This window comes from Acidimicrobiales bacterium, from assembly GCA_035531755.1.
Taxonomy (GTDB): Bacteria; Actinomycetota; Acidimicrobiia; order Acidimicrobiales; family UBA8190; genus DATKSK01.
The window spans coordinates 24,421-43,216 of record DATKSK010000038.1 but is presented as its reverse complement, the minus strand read 5'-3'; the positions used below and the strand labels follow the sequence as shown (position 1 = coordinate 43,216).

Sequence of the window (18,796 nt, the reverse complement as noted above, 5' to 3'; positions counted from 1 at the left end):
CGTCCGGGCGCGGCCGGGCCCCTGACGCGCCGGGACCCCCAACGGTCGTGATCCGCGGCGGCACCGTCGTGGACGCGGGCGGCGAACGCGTGGCCGACGTCGTCGTGCGCGCCGGCGTGGTGGCGGAGGTGGCGCCGGGGGCCGACGTCCCGGTCGGTGCCACCGTGCTCGACGCCGGCGGCTGCGTCGTCGCCCCGGGCCTGGTCGACCTGCACACCCACCTGCGCCAGCCCGGGGGTGAGGACGCCGAGACCGTCGAGACGGGGGCCCGCGCCGCCGCCCTCGGCGGCTTCACGGCCGTCGTCGCCATGCCGAACACCGACCCGCCGGTCGACAGTGCAGCCGTCGCCCTCGAGGTGCTCTCCCTGGGCGCGGGGGCGACGTGCCAGGTGGCGGTGGCGGGGGCGATCACGATGGGGCGGTCCGGCGAGCACCTCGCCCCCATGGGCGAGCTGGCCGCGCTCGGGGTGCGCCTGTTCACCGACGACGGCACGGGCGTGCAGGATGTCGCCGTCATGCGCCGGGCGCTCGAGTACGCCCGGGGGCTCGGCGTCACCTTGGCGCAGCACTGCGAGGACGCCGCCCTGGCCTGCGGCGGGCACATGCACGAAGGGGAGTGGTCGAGCCGCCTCGGAGTGCCCGGCGTCCCCGCCGAGGCCGAGGAGCTCATGGTGGCCCGCGACATCGCCCTGGCCCGGTTGACCGGGGCGCGTGTCCACTTCCTCCACCTGTCGACGGCCCGGTCCGCGGCCCTGGTGGCGGCGGCCAAGGCCGAGGGCCTGCCCGTGACGGCCGAGGTCACGCCGCACCACCTGGCGCTCACCGACGCCGAGCTGGCCGGGTACGACCCGGTGTTCAAGGTCAACCCGCCCCTGCGGACGGGCGCCGACGTCGAGGCACTGCGGGCCGCGTGCGCCTGCGGCACCATCGACGCCGTGGCCACCGACCATGCCCCGCACCCGCCCGAGCGCAAGGACGCCACGCTCGAGGCCGCGCCTCCCGGCATGCTCGGGCTGCAGACCGCGCTCGCGGTGGTGCTGGCCGCGCTGGGCACCGCCGGCGACGGGCGGGCGCCGCTGTCGCCGCAGGCCGTGTTGGCGCTCATGTCGTGGCAGCCGGCGCACATCGCCGGGCTGGACCGCGCCGGGGGCGGCGACCAGGGCGGTCCCGTCGAGCCCGGCGCGCCGGCCAATCTCTGCGTGATCGACCCGGCGGCGACGTGGGAGGTCGACCCGGCCCGCCTCGCCAGCCGCAGCCGCAACACGCCGTGGGCCGGCCGGGTGCTCACGGGACGGGCGCGCCACACGGTCTTGCGCGGGGAGCCGGTCGTCGTCGACGGCGAGGCGCAGCGATGACCGGCCGTCCCCCGGGCAGCGCCGGCGACGAGTGGTCGGACGGTCGGGCGCCCGCCCTGCTCGTGCTGGCCGACGGCGAAGTGTTCGAGGGCGAGGCGATCGGAGCCGCCCCGCCGGGCGGCGTGGCCACGGGCGAGCTGGTGTTCAACACCGTGCTGTCGGGCTACCAGGAGGTCGTCACCGACCCGAGCTACGCCGGCCAGGTGGTCACCTTCACCTACCCGCACATCGGCAACTACGGCGTCACGTCGGCCGACGACGAGGCGGCACGTCCGTGGTGCCGGGGCGTCGTCGTGCGGGCCCTGCCACCCCGGCCCTCGTCGTGGCGGGCCACGGGGTCGTTCGACGACTTCCTGGTGCGCACCGGTGTGCCCGGGGTCAGCGGGGTCGACACCCGCCGCCTCACGCGGCACCTGCGCGACGACGGCGCCATGGGCTGCGCCTTCGGCACCGCGCCCGAGCCCGTCCTGCGGGCCGCGGCCGCGGCGGAGCCGGGCACGACGGGACGCGACCTGGTGGCCGACGTCACGACGGCGACGCCCTACGAGCGCGGATCGGGCCCGCTGCGCATCGTGGCCTACGACTTCGGCGTGAAGGAGACCATGCTCCGCACCCTCGGCGAGCTGGCGACGGTGACCGTGGTCCCCGCCGGCACCCCGGCGGCGGACACGCTGGCGCGCCACCCCGACGGGGTGTTGCTCTCCAACGGCCCCGGGGACCCCGCCGCGCTCCCGGCGCAGGCGGCCATCGTGGCGGAGCTGCTCGGCCGGGTGCCCGTGTTCGGCATCTGCCTCGGCCACCAGCTCCTGGCCGAGGCGATCGGGGCACGCACCTACAAGCTGCCCTTCGGTCACCACGGCGGCAACCACCCCGTCCGACGACTCGACACGGGCCAGGTCGAGATCACCAGCCAGAACCACAACTACGCCGTCGACGCCGCCTCGCTGCCGACGTCGGGCCCCTTCGCCGCCGAGGTCACGCACGTGAACCTCAACGACGGCGTGGTCGAGGGGTTCCGGTGTCTCTCGGTGCCGGCGTTCAGCGTGCAGTACCACCCCGAGGCCGGGCCGGGGCCGCACGATGCGCGCTACCTGTTCGACCGGTTCCGGTCGATGATCGACGAGGCGCGCGTCTGATGCCGCGGCGCACCGACCTCGAGACCATCCTCGTCATCGGCTCGGGCCCCATCGTCATCGGGCAGGCCTGCGAGTTCGACTACTCGGGGACCCAGGCGTGCCGGGTCCTGCGTGCCGAGGGCTACCGCGTGGTGCTCGCCAACTCCAACCCGGCGACGATCATGACCGACCCCGAGATCGCCGACCGCACGTACGTCGAACCGCTCGACGTCGACGTGTTGAGCGCCATCGTGGAGCGCGAGCGCCCCGACGCGCTCCTCCCCACCCTCGGCGGCCAGACCGGCCTCAACCTGGCCATGGCCCTCTCGGAGCGGGGCGTCCTCGAGTCGGCCGGCGTCGAGCTCATCGGTGCCAGCGCCGAGGCCATCTCGACGGCCGAGGACCGCGACCGCTTCAAGAGCGCCATGGAGGAGATCGGCCTGCAGGTGCCGTCGTCGGGGTTCGCCCACTCCCTCGACGAGGCCATGGCGGTCGGGGACCGCATCGGGTTCCCGCTCATGATCCGGCCGAGCTACATCCTGGGCGGGGCGGGGACCGGCACCGCCGACGACCGGACGCAGCTGGCGCGCGTCGCCGCCGAGGGCCTCGCCGCCAGCCCGGTGCACCAGATCCTCATCGAGCGGTCCATCGCGGGGTGGAAGGAATTCGAGCTCGAGGTCATGCGCGACCGGGCGGACAATTGCGTCGTGGTGTGCTCGATCGAGAACTTCGACCCCATGGGCGTGCACACCGGCGACTCCATCACCGTGGCGCCGGCCCAGACGCTCTCCGACGTCGAGTACCAGGCAATGCGCGACGACGCCTTCGCCTGCATCCGGCGCGTCGGCGTCGAGACGGGCGGGTCGAACATCCAGTTCGCCGTGGAGCCGACCGACGGTCGGCGGCTCGTCATCGAGATGAACCCCCGCGTGTCGCGCTCCTCGGCGCTCGCCTCCAAGGCCACGGGCTTCCCGATCGCCAAGATCGCGGCGCGCCTGGCCGTCGGCTACACGCTCGACGAGATCCCCAACGACATCACCGGGGCCACGCCGGCGAGCTTCGAGCCCACCATCGACTACGTGGTCACGAAGATCCCCCGCTGGGCGTTCGAGAAGCTGCCGGGCACCACCGACCGGCTCGGCACGCGCATGCAGTCGGTCGGCGAGGTGATGGCCATCGGCCGCACGTTCCCCGAGTCGCTGCAGAAGGCGATCCGCTCGCTCGAGCAGGGGAGGGCGGGGCTCAACGGCGACCCCGCCGAGGTGGCCTACGACCTCCTCGACGAGGACGAGCTCATCGCCCAGGCGTGCGAGCCCACGCCGGAGCGGGTCTTCCAGCTCGAGGCGGCCCTGCGCCGGGGCGTGACCCCCGACGCCCTGGCCGCCGCCACCGGCGTCGACCGCTGGTTCCTCGACCAGCTGGCGGTCATCAGCGCGGCACGCCTGCGCCTCGAGGCGATGGGGGCCGCGGGCGGCGGTGTCGCCGGCATCGACCGGCGGACCTGGCGCGCCGTGAAGCGCCTCGGCTTCTCCGATCTCCAGGTCGCGTACCTCCTGTCCGGTGGCGCGGCGCCCTCCGGGGCCGCGGGCGACGGCGCGCCGACGGTCACCGAGGGCGACGTCCGGGCGGCGCGCCTGGCCGCCGGGGTCCGGGCCACGTTCAAGACGGTCGACACCTGCGGGGCCGAGTTCGCGGCGCGCACGCCGTATCACTACGCCACCTACGAGGACGAGGACGAGGTACAACCGAGCGAGCGCCCTCGGGTGGTGATCCTCGGGTCGGGGCCCAACCGCATCGGCCAGGGGATCGAGTTCGACTACTGCTGCGTGCACGCGTCGATGGCGCTGCGTGCCGTGGGGTACGAGACGGTGATGGTCAACTGCAACCCCGAGACGGTCTCGACCGACTACGACACCTCCGACCGCCTGTACTTCGAGCCCCTGACGGCCGAGGACGTGGCCAACGTGATCGACGCCGAGACGGCGGCGGGGTCGGGCCCGGGCGGCGCCCCCGTCGTCGGCGTCATCGTGGGCCTCGGTGGCCAGACGCCGCTCAAGCTGGCGCACACGCTCGCCCCCGGGTCGGTCCTGGGCACGAGCCCGGCCTCGATCGACCTGGCCGAGGACCGGGAGCGCTGGAACGTCCTGTGCGAGCGCCTCGGCATCCCGCAGCCTGCCGGCGGAACCGCCACCACGGTCGACGAGGCGCTGACGGTGGCGGCCAAGGTCGGCTACCCCGTGCTCGTGCGACCGAGCTACGTGCTCGGCGGCCGCGCCATGGAGATCGTCTACGACGACGAGCGCCTGGCACGCGCCGTGTCCGAGCTGGCCGGGTCGTTGACGCGCGAGGGCGGGGTGTCGGCGCTGCGCCCCGTGCTCATCGACCGCTTCCTGGAGGACGCCGTCGAGGTGGACGTGGACGCCGTGCGCGACACCACGGGTGAGGTCCTGATCGCGGGCGTCATGGAGCACGTCGAGGAGGCCGGGGTGCACTCGGGGGACTCGGCGTGCGCGCTGCCGCCGCAGACCCTGCCTCCCCATGTGGTGGAGTCGCTCGGCGTCCACACCCGCGCCATCGCCGAGGCGCTCGGGGTGGTGGGGCCGATCAACGTGCAGTACGCGGTCAAGGAGGGCTCGGTGTACGTCATCGAGGCCAATCCCCGTGCCAGTCGCACGGTCCCCTTCGTGGCCAAGGCGACCGGCGTGCCCGTGGCCATGGTGGCGGCGCGCGTGATGACGGGGGCGTCGCTGGCCGAGCTGCGGGCCGAGGGCCTGCTGCGCCCGCCCGCCACCGGCGGCTGGGTGAGCGTGAAAGAGGCGGTCCTGCCGTTCGGCCGGTTCCCCGGCGTCGACACCCTCCTCGGCCCCGAGATGCGCTCGACGGGCGAGGTGATGGGCGTGGGCGCCACGTTCGGGCTCGCCTTCGCCAAGAGCCAGATCGCCGCCGGCACCCGCCTGCCGTCGGAGGGGACCGTGTTCCTGTCGCTGGCCGACCGGGACAAGGCCGGCGGCCTCGAGGCGGCGCGGACGTTCCGCGACCTCGGGTTCACGCTGGCGGCCACATCGGGGACCGCCGCGTTCCTGGAGTCCAATGACATACCGGTGGCCACGGTGGTGGCGAAGGTGGGGGAGTCGGGGGCGGCCGATGCCGTCGACCTCATCGCCACCGGCCGGGTGCAGCTCGTGGTGAACACGCCGCGCGGTCGCGGCCCGCGCGCCGACGGCATCCACATCCGGGCTGCCGCCATCGCCCACCAGGTGCCGTGCCTGACGACGGTGGCCGCGGCCCGTGCCGCCGCGGCGGGCATCGTCGACTGGCAGCGCCACGGGTTGTCGGTGGTGTCGCTGCAGGAGGTGCACGGGTGAGCGTGCATCCGTTGTGCGAGGTGCACGGGTGAGGCGCTTCGTCCACCTGCGGACACAGGTGGGGTCGGTGTCGTTGCCGAACCCCGTGCTCACCGCGTCGGGGACGGCCGGGCACGGCGCCGAGCTGGGGGCGTACGTCGACCTCGCCACACTGGGCGCCGTGGTGGTGAAGTCGCTGGCGGCGGGCCCCTGGCCCGGCAATCCGGCGCCGCGCGTCCACGAGACGCCGGCGGGCATGCTCAACTCGGTCGGGCTGCAGGGCCCCGGCGTGCGCGCCTGGATCGAGGATGAGCTGCCCGCGCTCAACGACCGCGGGGCGCGGGTGGTGGCGAGCATCTGGGGCCGGCGCGTCGAGGACTACGCCGCCGCCGCCGAGATGCTGGCCGGCGCGCCCGGCGTCGTGGCGGTCGAGGTGAACGTGAGCTGCCCGAACCTGGAGGACCGCAGCCGGATGTTCGCCCACTCGGCGTATGCCACGGCGCAGGCGGTGGCCGCCTCCACCGTGTGCGGGCTGCCGCTGTGGGCCAAGCTCAGCCCGAACGTCGCCGACCTCGTCGACATCGCCGGCGCCGCCCTCGACGCAGGGGCCGAGACGTTGGTCCTCGTGAACACGGTGCTCGGCATGGCCATCGACACGCGCCGGCGCACGTACCGGCTGGGATCGGGCCCGGGGGGCGGTGGCCTGTCGGGGCCCGCCATCCGGCCGGTGGCGGTGCGCGCCGTGCACGATTGCCGCGCCGCGTTCCCCTACGCCGGCATCGTCGGGGTCGGTGGTGTGAGCCGGGGCGTCGACGCCGCCGAGCTGATGCTGGCCGGCGCGGACGCGGTGGAGGTGGGGACGGCGACGTTCCGCGACCCGCGGGCGCCGGCGCGGGTGATCGCCGGCCTGGCGCGGTGGTGCCGGTTGCACGACGTGGGTGACGTCCGCGCCATCGTCGGTGCCGTGCATGCCGCTGCCCGGGCGCGGCCCACCGAGGATCCGACGGCGTCGCGGGTCGCCGACATCGAGGCGCGCACGCGCGTCGTGATGGCCGAGGCGCAGTGGCAGGTGAAGCGGCTCACCGACGAGGTCGAACGCCACGTCCGCCAGGCGGCGCCGGCGCCGGCGCCGGGACCCGGGCGTGGGCCGTCACCGGCCGACCCGTACCCGCCGTCACCGGCCCCGTCCCGCCCCAGCACGCCGCCGGCGTACCCGACCCCGACGGCACCCTCCCCGCGACGGGCGCCGGCGCCGCACCCCCCGGAGCGGCCCCGGGCCCCCGACCGCATCCCCCGGACGCCCCCGCCGCGGCCCCCCCACGACCCGACCCGGGGCGACGGTGGCTGAGGACCCCCGCGACCGGCTGGCACTGGCGCTCGATTTCGACGACCTCGTCGTGGCGCTGCGCATGGCCCGGCGGCTCCGGCCCTGGTTCGGGGTGGCCAAGGTCGGCCTGGAGCTGTTCGGGGCGGCCGGACCCGACAGCGTGTCGGCGCTGGCCGACGAGGGCTACCGGGTGTTCCTCGACCTCAAGCTTCACGACATCCCCACAACCGTCCACCGGGCCGCCCTGGTCATCGGCGAGCTGGGCGCCACCTATACGACGGTGCACACGCAGGGTGGCGACGCCATGGTGCGCGCCGCCGTCTCGGGCATGGCCGAAGGCGCCGCGGCGGCGGGAACACCGACACCCTGCGTGCTCGGGGTCACCGTGCTGACGAGCGACACCGACGCCCCGCCCCGCACCCTCGCCGCCCGGGCCGCCCTGGCGGCGTCGGCGGGCTGTGGCGGGCTCGTGTGTGCCGCCGCCGACCTGGCCGTGACGCGCCGCGCCGCCCCGGGGCTCGTGACGGTGGTGCCGGGCATCCGCCCCTCGGGGACCCCGAGCGACGACCAGGCGCGCCCGGCCACCCCGGGGGCCGCCATCGCCGCCGGCGCCGACATCCTCGTGATCGGTCGCGCCGTCTCGGGCTCGGACGACCCCGAGCGAACGGCCGCCGCCGTGCTCGACGAAGTGACGTCGTCGGTGGCCCCGGCGCGCGGATGACCACCGCCCAGGAGGGCGCTATGGTGGCCCACATGCCGCAACCTCCCGCACTCACTCCGGAGCAGCGCCAGGCGGCGCTGGACAAGGCCGCCAGGGTCCGCCGCGAGCGGGCCGAGGTGAAGGAGAAGCTCAAGATGGGCTCGATCACCCTGTCCGAGCTCCTCCAGCGGTCGGAGAAGGACGAGACCGTCGGCAAGATGAAGGTGCTGTCGGTCCTGGAGTCGCTTCCCGGCCTGGGCAAGGTCAAGGCCCGCCGTCTCATGGAGACGGTGGGGATCAGCGAGAGTCGTCGCCTGCAAGGTCTCGGTGCCAACCAGCGCGACGCCCTGCTCTCGCACACCGCGAAGTCCTGATCCTCGTCATCTCCGGGCCCGGCGGGGCCGGCAAGGGGACCGTCGCCGCCCGGCTGGTCGAAGGCGATCCCGGACTCTGGCTCAGCCGCTCGTGGACGACGCGCCCACGCCGGGTCGGTGAGTCCGACGACGCCTATACATTCGTGGACCGCGCCCGCTTCGAGGAGAAGGTCGCCGCCGGGGGATTCCTCGAATGGGCGGAATTCCTCGGGCACCTCTACGGCACGCCCCTCCCCGACGTGCCGGCCGGCAGGGACCTCGTCCTCGAGATCGACCTGCAGGGTGCCCGCCAGGTGAAGGAGCGTCGACCCGATGCCCTCGTCGTCTTGCTCCTGCCGCCGTCGCCCGAGGTCCAGGCCGAACGCCTGCGCCGGCGGGGGGACGACGAGGCCGAAGTCCGCCGGCGCCTGGACAAGGGCGCCGAGGAGGAGCGCATCGGCAGGCAGCTGACGTCCCTCGTGGTCGTGAACGACGAGGTGGATCGGGCCGTGGCCGAGGTGGCCGGTATACTGGACGTTCACCGCAATTCCCCGCCGGCGCCAGCGGCCGGCCCCTCCGGAGGAGCCTGAATGGCCCAGCGCCGCACGACGCTCATGGACCCGCCCGTCGAGGACCTTCTCGACAAGGTCGACTCGAAGTTCACCCTGGTCGCCCTGTCGGCCAAGCGCGCCCGCCAGATCAACTCGTACTACAACCAGCTGGGCGAGGGCCTCGGGGTCGTGGTCCCGCCCCAGGTGACGTCCGTCTCGGGCAAGCCGCTCACCATCGCCTTCGAGGAGATCGCCGCCGGCAAGGCCACCTTCCACCGCCCCGAGCCGGGCGAGGAGGGCGCCGAGGGAGCCGACGGGGTCGAGGGCGAGCCGGGGCCGGACGCGGTCGAGGCCGTCGCCGAGCCCGTCGCCGGGCCCGAGGTCATAGCCGTCACCGGCGAGCTCGCCGCCGAGGAGCCTGAGGCCGGCGAGTAGCAGGCGGGCCGGTCCCGCCCGCGCCCGCCCGAGCATTCGGAGTTCGATGACAGGACCCGCAGCGGGGAAGACGATCGTCCTCGGTGTGACCGGGGGGATCGCCGCCTACAAGGCGGTCGAGGTGTGCCGGCGGCTCGTCGACGCGGGTGCCCACGTCGTCCCCGTCCTCACCGAGGACGCCACCCGCTTCGTCGGCGCGGTCACCTTCTCGGCGCTGGCGTCCGAGCCGGTGCAGCAGTCGTTGTGGTCGGAGGCCGACCCGATCCCGCACACCACCCTGGGCCGGCGCGCCGACCTCGTGCTCGTGGCCCCGGCGACGGCGCGGTTCCTGGGCTGTTACGCGGCCGGCATCAGCGACGGGCTGCTGACGGCGACGGTGCTCGCCACGCGCGCGCCGGTGATGGTGTGCCCGGCGATGCACACCGAGATGTGGGAGCACCCCGCCGTGCAGGACAACATGGCGGTACTGCGCCGGCGCGGCGTGCACGTGGTCGAGCCCGGCGAGGGGCGGCTGGCGGGCGGTGACGTCGGCGCCGGGCGACTCGCCGAGCCTGCCGACATCGTGCACGCCGCGTTGGCCGTGCTGGTGCACGGGGGAGCGCTGTCCCACAGCGCCGACCTCGCGGGGCGCCGCGTGGTCGTGAGCGCCGGCGGGACGCGCGAGCCCATCGACCCGGTGCGCTTCATCTCGAACCGCTCGTCGGGGAAGCAGGGGCACGCCGTGGCCCGGGCCGCGGCCGAACGCGGCGCCACGGTGGTCCTCGTGACCACGTCGCCCCGGACGGCCGCCGGGGGGGTGTCGGTCGTCCCGGTGGAGACGGCGGCGGACATGGAGCGGGCCATGCTCGAGCACGCCGCGACGGCGGACGTGGTGGTCATGGCGGCGGCGGTGGCCGACTTCCGGCCCAAGGCGGCGGCCGACACGAAGCTGTCGAAGGCCGACGGCCTGCCCGAGCTCGTGCTCGAGCCCACGCCCGACATCCTCTCCGAGCTGGGCCGCCGACGACCGCCGGGCCAGGTGCTGGTGGGCTTCGCGGCCGAGACCCACGACGTGCCCGGGCGGGCGGCGGCCAAGCTCGAGGCCAAGGGCGTCGATCTGATGGTGGCCAACGACGTCTCGGCCGAGCACGTGGGCTTCGACCACGACACCAACGCCGTGACCATCATGGGCGCCGACGGCACCAGCCGGGACGTGCCGCTGGCCTCCAAGATCGAGGTCGCCCACGCCATATTGGATAGTGTTGTCGACCGCCTGGGCCTCCCACGCCCGGGTGGGGGCGCGCGGCACGCCGACGTCCCCGGGGGGGACCACAATGCGAGGAGCGAGACGTGACCACGCGCCACACCTTCACATCGGAGTCGGTGACCGAGGGACATCCCGACAAGATGGCGGACCAGATCTCCGACTCGGTGCTCGACGCCGTGCTCGAGTCGGACCCGAACGCCCGGGTCGCGTGCGAGACGATGCTCACCACCGGGCTGGTCGTGGTGGCCGGGGAGATCTCGACCAAGTGCTACATCGACATCGCCAGCCTGGTCCGTTCCGTGGTGTGCGACATCGGGTACGACAGCGACTCCCACGGCTTCAACGGCCGCACCTGCGGAGTCATGGTGGCGCTCGACGAGCAGTCCCCCGACATCGCCCAGGGGGTCACCGCCGCCCAGGAGGTGCGCACCGGCTCCGGAGGCGAGGACCAGCTCAACGCCCAGGGCGCGGGTGACCAGGGGATGATGTTCGGGTATGCCTGCGACGAGACGCCCGACCTCATGCCCCTGCCGATCTGGATGGCGCACCGGCTGGCGCAGCGCCTCGCCCAGGTGCGGCGCGTCGGTGTCCTGCCCTACCTGCGGCCCGACGGCAAGACCCAGGTCTCGGTGATCTACGACAACGGCCGGCCCGTGGCCATCGACACCATCCTCATCTCGACGCAGCACGCCCCGGGCGTCGACATCGAGACGCTGCTGCTGCCCGACCTGCGCGAGCACGTGATCCACCCCCTCCTGCCGCCGGACCTCGACGCCTCGGGCCTCCGGGTGCTCGCCAACCCGACCGGCCGGTTCGAGCTGGGCGGCCCCCACGCCGACACCGGGCTGACCGGGCGCAAGATCATCGTCGACACCTACGGGGGCATGGCCCGCCACGGCGGCGGGGCGTTCTCGGGCAAGGACCCGTCCAAGGTGGACCGCTCGGCCGCCTACGCGGCGCGCTGGGTGGCCAAGCACGTGGTGGCGTCCGGCGCGGCGCGCCGCTGCGAGGTGCAGGTGGCGTACGCCATCGGCGTGGCGCGGCCCGTCTCGCTCATGGTGGACACGTTCGGCACGGAGGCGGTCGACCCCGACAAGATCGAGCACGCGGTGCGCGAGCTCTTCGACCTGCGCCCGGCGGCCATCGTGCGCGACCTCGACCTCAAGCGGCCCATCTACCGCCGCACGGCCGCCTACGGCCACTTCGGGCGCTCGGACAAGGAATTCACCTGGGAGGCCACCCCCCGGGTGGACGACCTCAAGCGGGCGCTGAGCCTCTAGGCGTCCGGCGCCGGGGGCAACCGACACGACGCCACGTCAGAATGCCCCCATGGCGGCGGGGGTGAGGCGCGAGCGCGTCGTGCGGGTCCTCCCGGACGTGAGCGCGCTGCGCAAGACGTTCGACTACGTCGTCCCCGCTGACGTCGCCGAGCGCGTGCAGGTGGGCACCCAGGTGCGCGTCGTCCTGCACGGGCGCCGGGTGGCGGGGTGGGTCGTGGCCGACGACGTCGAGCCCCTTCCCGGGGTGGCATTGCGCCCGTTGGCGTCGGTGCGCGGCTGGGGGCCGCCCTCCGCCGTGCTCGACCTGGCGCAGTGGGCGGCGTGGCGATGGGCCGGCCCCGTCCCGGCGTTGCTGCGCACCGCCTCGTCGCCGGTGATGGTGCGCGCCCTCGGGGGGCCCGGCCCGTCGCGACGGGGCGGGGGCCCCGGGTCGCCGCCGTCGGGCGGCGTCGTCGACGAGGTGGCCGGCGCCGCGCTGGCCGGCGGGACGACGGTGGTCAGGCTCGGGCCCGCCACCGACCCCGCGCCCGTCTGCGAGGCGGCCGCCGCCATGCTGGGGCGCGCCGGCGCCGAGGGTGGTGTCCTCGTGCTCGCGCCCGGGCACCAGGGGGCCGCCGACGTGGCCCGGCGCCTGGGGGCCGCGGGCGCCCCGGTGGCGCTGCTCCCCGGCGACTGGGCGGCCGCACGCGCCGGGGGGTGTGTCGTCGTCGGGACGCGGGCGGCGGCCTTCGCGCCGCTGCCGCGCCTCGCCGCCGCCGTGGTCCTCGACGCCCATGACGAGGCGTACCACGAGGAGCGCGCCCCGACCTGGGCGGCGTGGGCCGTGGTGGCGGAGCGGGCCCGCCGCGACGGGGCGCCCTGCGCGCTGGTGTCGTCCTGCCCGACACTCGAGGTCCTGGCGGCCGGACGGCTCGTCGTCGCCTCCCGCGCCGCCGAGCGCCGAGGTTGGCCGGCGGTCGAGGTCGTGGACCGCGGGGGCGACGATCCCCGGACCGGGGTCTTCTCGGAGCGCCTGGTGCAGCTGCTGCGGTGGGCGTCCGGCGCGCCGGGGCGGCGGGTCGTGTGCGTCGTCAACCGCACCGGCGGCGTGCGCCTGGTGTCGTGCGCGGCGTGCGGCGAGCTGGCGCGCTGCGAGACCTGCGGTGCCGCCCTCGAGCTCGTCGGGACAGCCGCCCCTCGTGGGCGCCGGCCCGAGGCGCCGTCCCCGACCGTGCCGTCCCCGACCGTGCCGTCCCCGACCGTGCCGGAGGGCGGGGCGCCGCCGCACCTGCGATGCCGGCGCTGTGGCCTGGAACGCCCCGTGGTGTGCGCCCGCTGCGGCGCCACGCGCACCAAGGCGCTCCGGCGTGGTGTGACGCGGCTGCGCGAGGAGCTCGAGGCCCTCGCCGGCGTCCCGGTGGCCGAGGTCTGGGGTCCCGCACCGGCGGGAGAGCCCGACACCGCGGGACGCGACGCGTCGGTGGTGGTGGGCACAGAGGCTGCGCTGCACCGGGTGGCGAGCGCGGACGTGGTGGCGTTCCTGGAGTTCGACTCCGAGCTCCTCGCCCCCCGCTTCCGCGCCGGTGAGCAGGCCCTGGCGCTGATCGCCCGCGCCGCCCGGCTGGTGGCGGGCCCCGACGGCGCCCTGCGCGGCGACCGCGCGCCGGGACGCGTGCTGGTGCAGACGCGCCAACCCCGGCACCCGGTCCTCGAGGCCGCGGTGTCGGCCGACCCCGGCGTGCTGGCCGCGGCCGAGTCCGCCATGCGCGAGGCGCTGGGCCTGCCGCCGTTCAGCGCCCTGGCGGTCGTCTCGGGCGCCGCCGCCGACGTCTACGGCGCCGCCCTGCGGTCGGCGGCGCCCCCCGGCGTGCAGGTGACCGGCCCCGTCGACGCCGCCTGGTCGGTGCGGGCGCCGGACCACGCCTCGCTGTGCGACCTGTTGGCGTCGGTGCCGCGCCCCGCCGGCCGCCTCCGGGTGGAGGTCGACCCGGTGCGCGCCTGAGGGCCGCCGGAGCACCGCGGCCGACCCGACCCCGGTGCCCGTCGTGCCGGGCCGGCCGGCGCCGCCGGTACGATGGCCGTGTGTCGCAGTACTCCATCCGCCTCTACGGCGACCCCGTGCTGCGCCTGCGCGCCCCGGAGGTCGACACCATCGACGGCCGGCTCAAGCAGCTGGCCGACGACATGGTGCAGACCATGTACGAGGCGCCCGGGGTGGGCCTGGCGGCGCCGCAGGTCGGCGTGCAGAAGCGCATGTTCGTGTACGACGCCGGCGACGGCCTGGGCCCCCGCACCGTCGTGAACCCCGTGCTCAGCGAGGTACGCGGCGAGTGGACCTACGAGGAGGGCTGCCTGTCGGTGCCGGGCCTGTCGTGGCCCATCGTGCGCCCGAAGGAGGTCCACCTCACCGGCGTCGACCTCGAGGGAAACGTGGTCTCCATCGAGGCCGACGAGTTCGTGGCCCGCGTGTTCCAGCACGAGGTCGACCACCTCGACGGCGTGCTGCTGGTGGAGCGGCTCGACGAGGACCAGCGCAAGGAGGCCAAGCGGATCCTGCGGGCGCGGGCGCTGGGCCTGCCCGACGCCGACCCCGACGGGCTCCGCACGCTGACGGCGGGGGAGCAGCCGGCGGGGCACCCCGGCCTGTAGCGACGCGCTGGCCCCGGTGGCGCGGCTGGCATTCCTCGGGTCACCGACGGCCGCAGCCGTCTGCCTCGACGCGCTGGTCCGGGCCGGGCACGACGTGGTGTTGGTGGTGAGCCGCGCCGACACGCGACGCGGGCGGGGCGCGGACCGCTCGCCGAGCCCGGTCAAGCGCCTCGCCCTCCACCTCGGTGTGGCCGTGACCGACCACCTGGCCGACGTGACCGAGTCCGGTGCCGAGCTGGGTGTGGTGGTGGCCTACGGCCGCATCGTGCCGGCGCCCGTGTTGGCCGTGCTGCCCATGGTGAACGTCCACTTCTCCCTGCTGCCCCGCTGGCGCGGCGCGGCGCCGGTGGAGCGGGCCCTGCTCGCCGGCGACGAGGACACCGGGGTGTGCCTGATGCGACTCGAGCAAGGCCTCGACACCGGTCCGGTGCTGGCCTCGCAGCGTGTGCCGATCGAGCCGCACGAGCACGCCGCGGCGCTCACGAACCGGCTCGCCGTCGTCGGCGCCCGCCTCCTCGTCGACGCGCTGGTGGACGGCGTCGATGCCCTGGCGCCGGGCGACCCCCAGCAGGGGGAGCCGACCTATGCCGCCAAGATCGACCCCGACGAGCTGCGCCTCGACTGGTCCCGGCCCGCCGCCGAGCTCGAGCGCCTGACGCGGTTGGACCGGGCCTGGACGACGTTCCGGGGCGGGCGCCTGCGGGTGCTCGACGCCCGGGCCCGCCCTCGCCTGGCCGGGGAGGGCCCCGGCGAGGCCGCCGCCGGGAGCGCCCCGGCGGTGCCGGGGACGATGGTCGGCACGGCGGTCGTGACCGGCGCGGGTGTGCTCGAGCTCCTCGACGTGCAGCCCGCCGGCAAACGGCCGATGCCGGCGACGGCATGGCTGCAGGGGGCGCGCCCGCGCCCCGGCGAGCGGCTCGGGGGCGAGGAGCCGGGCCGGTAGGCTCGGCCGCGATGCTGCGGATCGCCCCGTCGGTGTTGTCGGCTGACTTCGGCAACCTGGCCGAGGCGGTGGGCGAGGTGGCCCCCGAGGCGGACTGGCTGCACGTCGACGTCATGGACGGCCACTTCGTCCCGAACCTGACGATCGGCCCCCCGGTGGTGCGCTCGCTGCGGCGCCACACCGGGCTGTTCCTCGACTGCCATCTCATGATGACCGACCCGGGGGCCTTCCTCGAGGCGTTCCGCCAGGCCGGGGCGGACGGGTGCACCGTCCACGTCGAGGTGGGGGAGACTTCGGCGCTCCTGGCCGAGGCGAAGGCCCTCGGGCTGCGCGCCGGGCTGGCGATCAACCCCGAGACGCCCTACGAGGCCATCGACCCCTTCCTCGCCGAGGCCGACCTGATCCTGTGCATGACCGTGCACCCCGGCTTCGGCGGCCAGGCGTTCATGGCCGAGGTGCTCCCCAAGATCGCCCGCACCCGGGCCGCGCTGGACCGGCGCGGCCTCGGGGCCGATCTCGAGGTGGACGGGGGCATCGACGAGGGCACCGCCGGCGCCGTGGTCCGGGCCGGCGCCCGCGTGCTCGTGGCGGGGTCGGCCATCTTCGGCGACGAGCACCCCTGGGAGGCGGCCCGCCGGATCCGCCTCGCCGGCGAGAAGGCCCTGGCGGAGGCCACGTAGACTTGTGATCTCATGACGCCGGCCTCCACCGAGCAGCCCCGGTCGGGCGAACGGGACGACGACCTCGCCGCCATGCGCCGGGCGCTCGCCCTGGCCGGCGAGGTGCGGGCCCGTACGTCCCCGAACCCGTGGGTGGGCGCCGTGGTGGTGGGCACCGACGGCTCGAGCTTCGACGGGGCCACCGCCCCGCCGGGCGGCCCTCACGCCGAGGTCGTCGCGCTGGAGGCGGCCGGGGCCCTCGCCCGGGGCGCCACGCTCTACGCCACGCTCGAGCCCTGCGCCCACCACGGTCGTACGCCCCCGTGCACGCGGGCCATCGTGGCCGCCGGGGTGTCCCGGGTGGTGGTGCCGTTCGTCGACCCCGATCCCCAGGTGTCGGGGCGCGGCGTCGACGAGCTGCGGGCCGCGGGGATCACCGTCGTCGTCGGGACCGCCGCCGACGAGGCCGGCGAGCTGCTGGCGCCGTACCTGAAGCACCGTCGCACGGGGCGCCCCTGGGTCGTGCTCAAGCTGGCCGCCACCCTCGACGGGCGCATCGCCGCCCCCGACGGCACGTCGCGCTGGCTCACCGGCGCCGAGGCCCGCGCCGACGCCCACCGGCTGCGTGCCGCGTCGGATGCCGTCCTGGTGGGCGCGGGGACGGTGCGTGCCGACGACCCCGAGCTCACCGCCCGGCTCGAGCCCGCTCCCGACCACCAGCCGCTGCGCGTGGTGCTCGGGCAGGCGCCGCCCGACGCCCGCGTCCACCCCGCGCTCGAGCTGGCGGGGGACCCCGGCTCCGTGCTCGACGAGCTCGGGGCCAAGGGCGTGCTCCAACTGCTGGTGGAAGGCGGGGCCCGCGTGGCCCACGCGTTCCACGCGGCGGGCCTCGTCGACCGCTACGTGCTGTACCTGACGCCGGCCCTGTTCGGCGGGGACGACGCCGTGCCCATGTTCGCCGGCCCCGGGGCCCGCACGGTCGCCGACCTGTGGCGGGGACGACTGGTGTCGCTGTCCCCCCTCGGGTCGGACGTGCGGGTCGAGCTGGCCCCTCCGGGCCCGGCCGCGCCCGTGGGCGAGGGAGAGGTGGCCTGATGCCGTTCGCCCGGATCGAGGACGCCATCGAGGCCATCGGCCGCGGCGACATCGTGGTGGTGGTCGACGACGAGGACCGCGAGAACGAGGGCGACCTGGTCATGGCGGCGGAGGCCGCGACGCCCGAGAAGATCGCCTTCTTCGTGGCCCACACCTCGGGGGTCATCTGCGTCCCGCTGCTGCCCGAGCGCGCCGACGAGCTCGAGCTCCCGCTGATGGTGACGGACAACACCGAGTCGCAGCGCACCGCCTTCACCGTGAGCGTGGACTACCGCCACGGCACGACCACGGGCATCTCCGCCGAGGACCGCGCCTCGACCATCCACGCCCTGATCGACCCGCACACGCGCCCGGCCGAGCTCAACCGGCCGGGGCACATCTTCCCGCTGCGGTACCGGGCGGGCGGGGTGCTGAAACGCGCCGGGCACACCGAGGCCACCGTCGACCTCGTGACCGCCGCGGGCCTGTACCCCGCCGGGGTCCTGTGCGAGCTCGTCTCGGAGGACAAGACCCGCATGGCCCGGCTGCCCGAGCTGGAGCGCTTCGCCGAGAAGCACGGGTTGCTGCTGGTGACCATCGCGGAGCTGATCCGCTACCGGCGCCACAAGGACAAGCTGGTGACGTGCATCGCCGGCCCGGCGCGGATCCCCACCGACCACGGCGACTTCGCCGGGTACGTCTACGAGTCCCACATCGACGGCGAGCACCACCTGGCGGTGGTGCGCGGCGACGTGCGGGGCCAGAGCGACGTCCTCGTGCGCGTCCACTCGGAGTGCCTGACCGGTGACGTCTTCGGCTCATTGCGCTGCGACTGCGGGCCCCAGCTGGCCGAGGCCGTCCGGCTCATCGCCGAGGAGGGGTCCGGCGTCATCATCTACCTGCGCGGCCACGAGGGCCGCGGCATCGGGCTGGCGCACAAGCTGCGCGCCTACAACCTCCAGGAGCAGGGCCGCGACACCGTCGATGCCAACCTCGAGCTGGGCCTGCCCGTTGACAACCGCGAGTACGGCATCGGCGCCCAGATCCTCGTGGACCTCGGGGTCACCACCATGCGCCTCATGACCAACAACCCCATGAAGTACGGGGGGCTCGAGGGCTTCGGGCTCGACATCGTGGACCGGGTCACGCTCGAGCTGCACTCGAACCCCGAGAACATCGAGTACCTGCGCACCAAGCGCGAGCGGCTCGGCCACATCCTCGACGGCCTTGATGACGTCCTCTGACGCCACCGCGCTCTCGCCCGAAGCCGTCGAGGCGGCCGCGGCGCGCGTCGGCGCGTCGTACGTGGGGGACGCCGGCCACGGTGACGCCCGGGTGGCGGTCGTGTGCGCCAAGTTCAACGGCGGGATCACCGAGCGGTTGCTCGCCGGCGTGCTCGCCGGCCTGGAGGCGAACGGCGTGAAGGCCGTCACCGTGAGCGTGGCGTGGGTGCCCGGCGCCTTCGAGCTGCCGCTGGCGGCACGGCGCCTGGCGGCGTCCGGGGCCGTCGACGCCGTGGTGGCGTTGGGGGCGGTCATCCGCGGCGACACCGCCCACTTCGACTTCGTGGCGGGCGAGTGCGCCTCCGGGCTCCAGCGCGTCGCCCTCGACACCGGCGTGCCCGTCGTCTTCGGCGTGCTCACGACCGAGACCGTCGACCAGGCCCTGTCCCGGTCGCTCGACGGCGAGCAGAACAAGGGGTACGAGGCGGCGGTGACGGCGCTCGAGATGGCGGACCTGCTGCGCGCCCTGCCGGCGTCGGCCGGCTGAGCCCGGGGAGCGCCAC

The 18,796-nt window shown here is 75.2% G+C and carries 17 protein-coding genes; all 17 read left to right on the top strand.

Going from position 1 to position 18,796, the window contains the following annotated elements; all coding sequences use genetic code 11:
• The first annotated feature begins 47 nt into the window (after positions 1 to 47).
• The 17 genes from VMV22_08040 to ribH all read left to right on the top strand — a co-directional run bounded on the left by VMV22_08040 (position 48) and on the right by ribH (position 18,780).
• On the top strand, positions 48 to 1,355 hold the full coding sequence (locus VMV22_08040) for a dihydroorotase (GenBank protein HUY22278.1): 1,308 nt from the start codon (positions 48 to 50) through the stop codon (positions 1,353 to 1,355).
• The gene (gene carA, locus VMV22_08035; protein ID HUY22277.1) at positions 1,352 to 2,491 is read left to right on the top strand and encodes a glutamine-hydrolyzing carbamoyl-phosphate synthase small subunit; all 1,140 of its coding nucleotides are present in this window, start codon (positions 1,352 to 1,354) and stop codon (positions 2,489 to 2,491) included. Before VMV22_08040 ends, carA begins: the two co-directional genes overlap by 4 nt.
• A complete protein-coding gene (gene carB / locus VMV22_08030) occupies positions 2,491 to 5,835 on the top strand; it encodes a carbamoyl-phosphate synthase large subunit (protein ID HUY22276.1) in 3,345 nt (1,114 codons plus the stop codon). The genes carA and carB overlap by 1 nt, the downstream gene beginning before the upstream one ends.
• Before the next feature lie 28 nt (positions 5,836 to 5,863).
• A complete protein-coding gene (locus tag VMV22_08025) occupies positions 5,864 to 7,162 on the top strand; it encodes a dihydroorotate dehydrogenase (protein HUY22275.1) in 1,299 nt (432 codons plus the stop codon).
• On the top strand, positions 7,155 to 7,862 hold the full coding sequence (gene pyrF / locus VMV22_08020; GenBank protein ID HUY22274.1) for an orotidine-5'-phosphate decarboxylase: 708 nt from the start codon (positions 7,155 to 7,157) through the stop codon (positions 7,860 to 7,862). Before VMV22_08025 ends, pyrF begins: the two co-directional genes overlap by 8 nt.
• Positions 7,863 to 7,894: 32 nt before the next feature.
• Positions 7,895 to 8,215 (top strand): integration host factor, actinobacterial type, encoded by a 321-nt coding sequence (gene mihF, locus VMV22_08015; protein HUY22273.1) that lies wholly within the window; start codon positions 7,895 to 7,897, stop codon positions 8,213 to 8,215.
• A complete protein-coding gene (locus VMV22_08010) occupies positions 8,212 to 8,784 on the top strand; it encodes a guanylate kinase (protein HUY22272.1) in 573 nt (190 codons plus the stop codon). The genes mihF and VMV22_08010 overlap by 4 nt, the downstream gene beginning before the upstream one ends.
• Complete coding sequence (rpoZ, locus tag VMV22_08005; GenBank protein HUY22271.1) at positions 8,785 to 9,180, top strand: DNA-directed RNA polymerase subunit omega; 396 nt, start codon at positions 8,785 to 8,787, stop codon at positions 9,178 to 9,180. It abuts the gene before it with no gap.
• A 46-nt stretch (positions 9,181 to 9,226) separates the two neighbouring features.
• A complete protein-coding gene (gene coaBC / locus VMV22_08000; protein HUY22270.1) occupies positions 9,227 to 10,513 on the top strand; it encodes a bifunctional phosphopantothenoylcysteine decarboxylase/phosphopantothenate--cysteine ligase CoaBC in 1,287 nt (428 codons plus the stop codon).
• On the top strand, positions 10,510 to 11,706 hold the full coding sequence (gene metK, locus VMV22_07995; protein HUY22269.1) for a methionine adenosyltransferase: 1,197 nt from the start codon (positions 10,510 to 10,512) through the stop codon (positions 11,704 to 11,706). The genes coaBC and metK overlap by 4 nt, the downstream gene beginning before the upstream one ends.
• 49 nt (positions 11,707 to 11,755) lie before the next feature.
• Entirely contained in the window at positions 11,756 to 13,687 is a 1,932-nt protein-coding gene (locus tag VMV22_07990; GenBank protein ID HUY22268.1) for a hypothetical protein, read from the top strand.
• Positions 13,688 to 13,767: 80 nt separating this feature from the next.
• Entirely contained in the window at positions 13,768 to 14,334 is a 567-nt protein-coding gene (gene def / locus VMV22_07985) for a peptide deformylase (protein HUY22267.1), read from the top strand.
• Between the two features lie 16 nt (positions 14,335 to 14,350).
• The gene (locus tag VMV22_07980; protein HUY22266.1) at positions 14,351 to 15,277 is read left to right on the top strand and encodes a methionyl-tRNA formyltransferase; all 927 of its coding nucleotides are present in this window, start codon (positions 14,351 to 14,353) and stop codon (positions 15,275 to 15,277) included.
• An 11-nt stretch (positions 15,278 to 15,288) separates the two neighbouring features.
• Positions 15,289 to 15,957 (top strand): ribulose-phosphate 3-epimerase, encoded by a 669-nt coding sequence (rpe, locus tag VMV22_07975; protein HUY22265.1) that lies wholly within the window; start codon positions 15,289 to 15,291, stop codon positions 15,955 to 15,957.
• 12 nt (positions 15,958 to 15,969) lie between these two features.
• The gene (gene ribD, locus VMV22_07970; GenBank protein ID HUY22264.1) at positions 15,970 to 17,031 is read left to right on the top strand and encodes a bifunctional diaminohydroxyphosphoribosylaminopyrimidine deaminase/5-amino-6-(5-phosphoribosylamino)uracil reductase RibD; all 1,062 of its coding nucleotides are present in this window, start codon (positions 15,970 to 15,972) and stop codon (positions 17,029 to 17,031) included.
• A complete protein-coding gene (locus VMV22_07965) occupies positions 17,031 to 18,254 on the top strand; it encodes a bifunctional 3,4-dihydroxy-2-butanone-4-phosphate synthase/GTP cyclohydrolase II (protein HUY22263.1) in 1,224 nt (407 codons plus the stop codon). Before ribD ends, VMV22_07965 begins: the two co-directional genes overlap by 1 nt.
• Positions 18,241 to 18,780: a 6,7-dimethyl-8-ribityllumazine synthase gene (ribH, locus tag VMV22_07960; GenBank protein HUY22262.1), complete on the top strand. Its 540-nt coding sequence runs from the start codon at positions 18,241 to 18,243 to the stop codon at positions 18,778 to 18,780. The genes VMV22_07965 and ribH overlap by 14 nt, the downstream gene beginning before the upstream one ends.
• Positions 18,781 to 18,796: the final 16 nt, after the last annotated feature.

Excerpts from the sequence above, each read along its gene's own strand:
- carA (HUY22277.1), top strand. The coding sequence starts at position 1,352 with ATGACCGGCCGTCCCCCGGGCAGCGCCGGCGACGAGTGGTCGGACGGT.
- carB (HUY22276.1), top strand. The coding sequence starts at position 2,491 with ATGCCGCGGCGCACCGACCTCGAGACCATCCTCGTCATCGGCTCGGGC.
- mihF (HUY22273.1), top strand. The coding sequence starts at position 7,895 with ATGCCGCAACCTCCCGCACTCACTCCGGAGCAGCGCCAGGCGGCGCTG.
- rpoZ (HUY22271.1), top strand. The coding sequence starts at position 8,785 with ATGGCCCAGCGCCGCACGACGCTCATGGACCCGCCCGTCGAGGACCTT.
- coaBC (HUY22270.1), top strand. The coding sequence starts at position 9,227 with ATGACAGGACCCGCAGCGGGGAAGACGATCGTCCTCGGTGTGACCGGG.
- VMV22_07990 (HUY22268.1), top strand. The coding sequence starts at position 11,756 with ATGGCGGCGGGGGTGAGGCGCGAGCGCGTCGTGCGGGTCCTCCCGGAC.
- rpe (HUY22265.1), top strand. The coding sequence starts at position 15,289 with ATGCTGCGGATCGCCCCGTCGGTGTTGTCGGCTGACTTCGGCAACCTG.
- ribD (HUY22264.1), top strand. The coding sequence starts at position 15,970 with ATGACGCCGGCCTCCACCGAGCAGCCCCGGTCGGGCGAACGGGACGAC.
- VMV22_07965 (HUY22263.1), top strand. The coding sequence starts at position 17,031 with ATGCCGTTCGCCCGGATCGAGGACGCCATCGAGGCCATCGGCCGCGGC.
- ribH (HUY22262.1), top strand. The coding sequence starts at position 18,241 with ATGACGTCCTCTGACGCCACCGCGCTCTCGCCCGAAGCCGTCGAGGCG.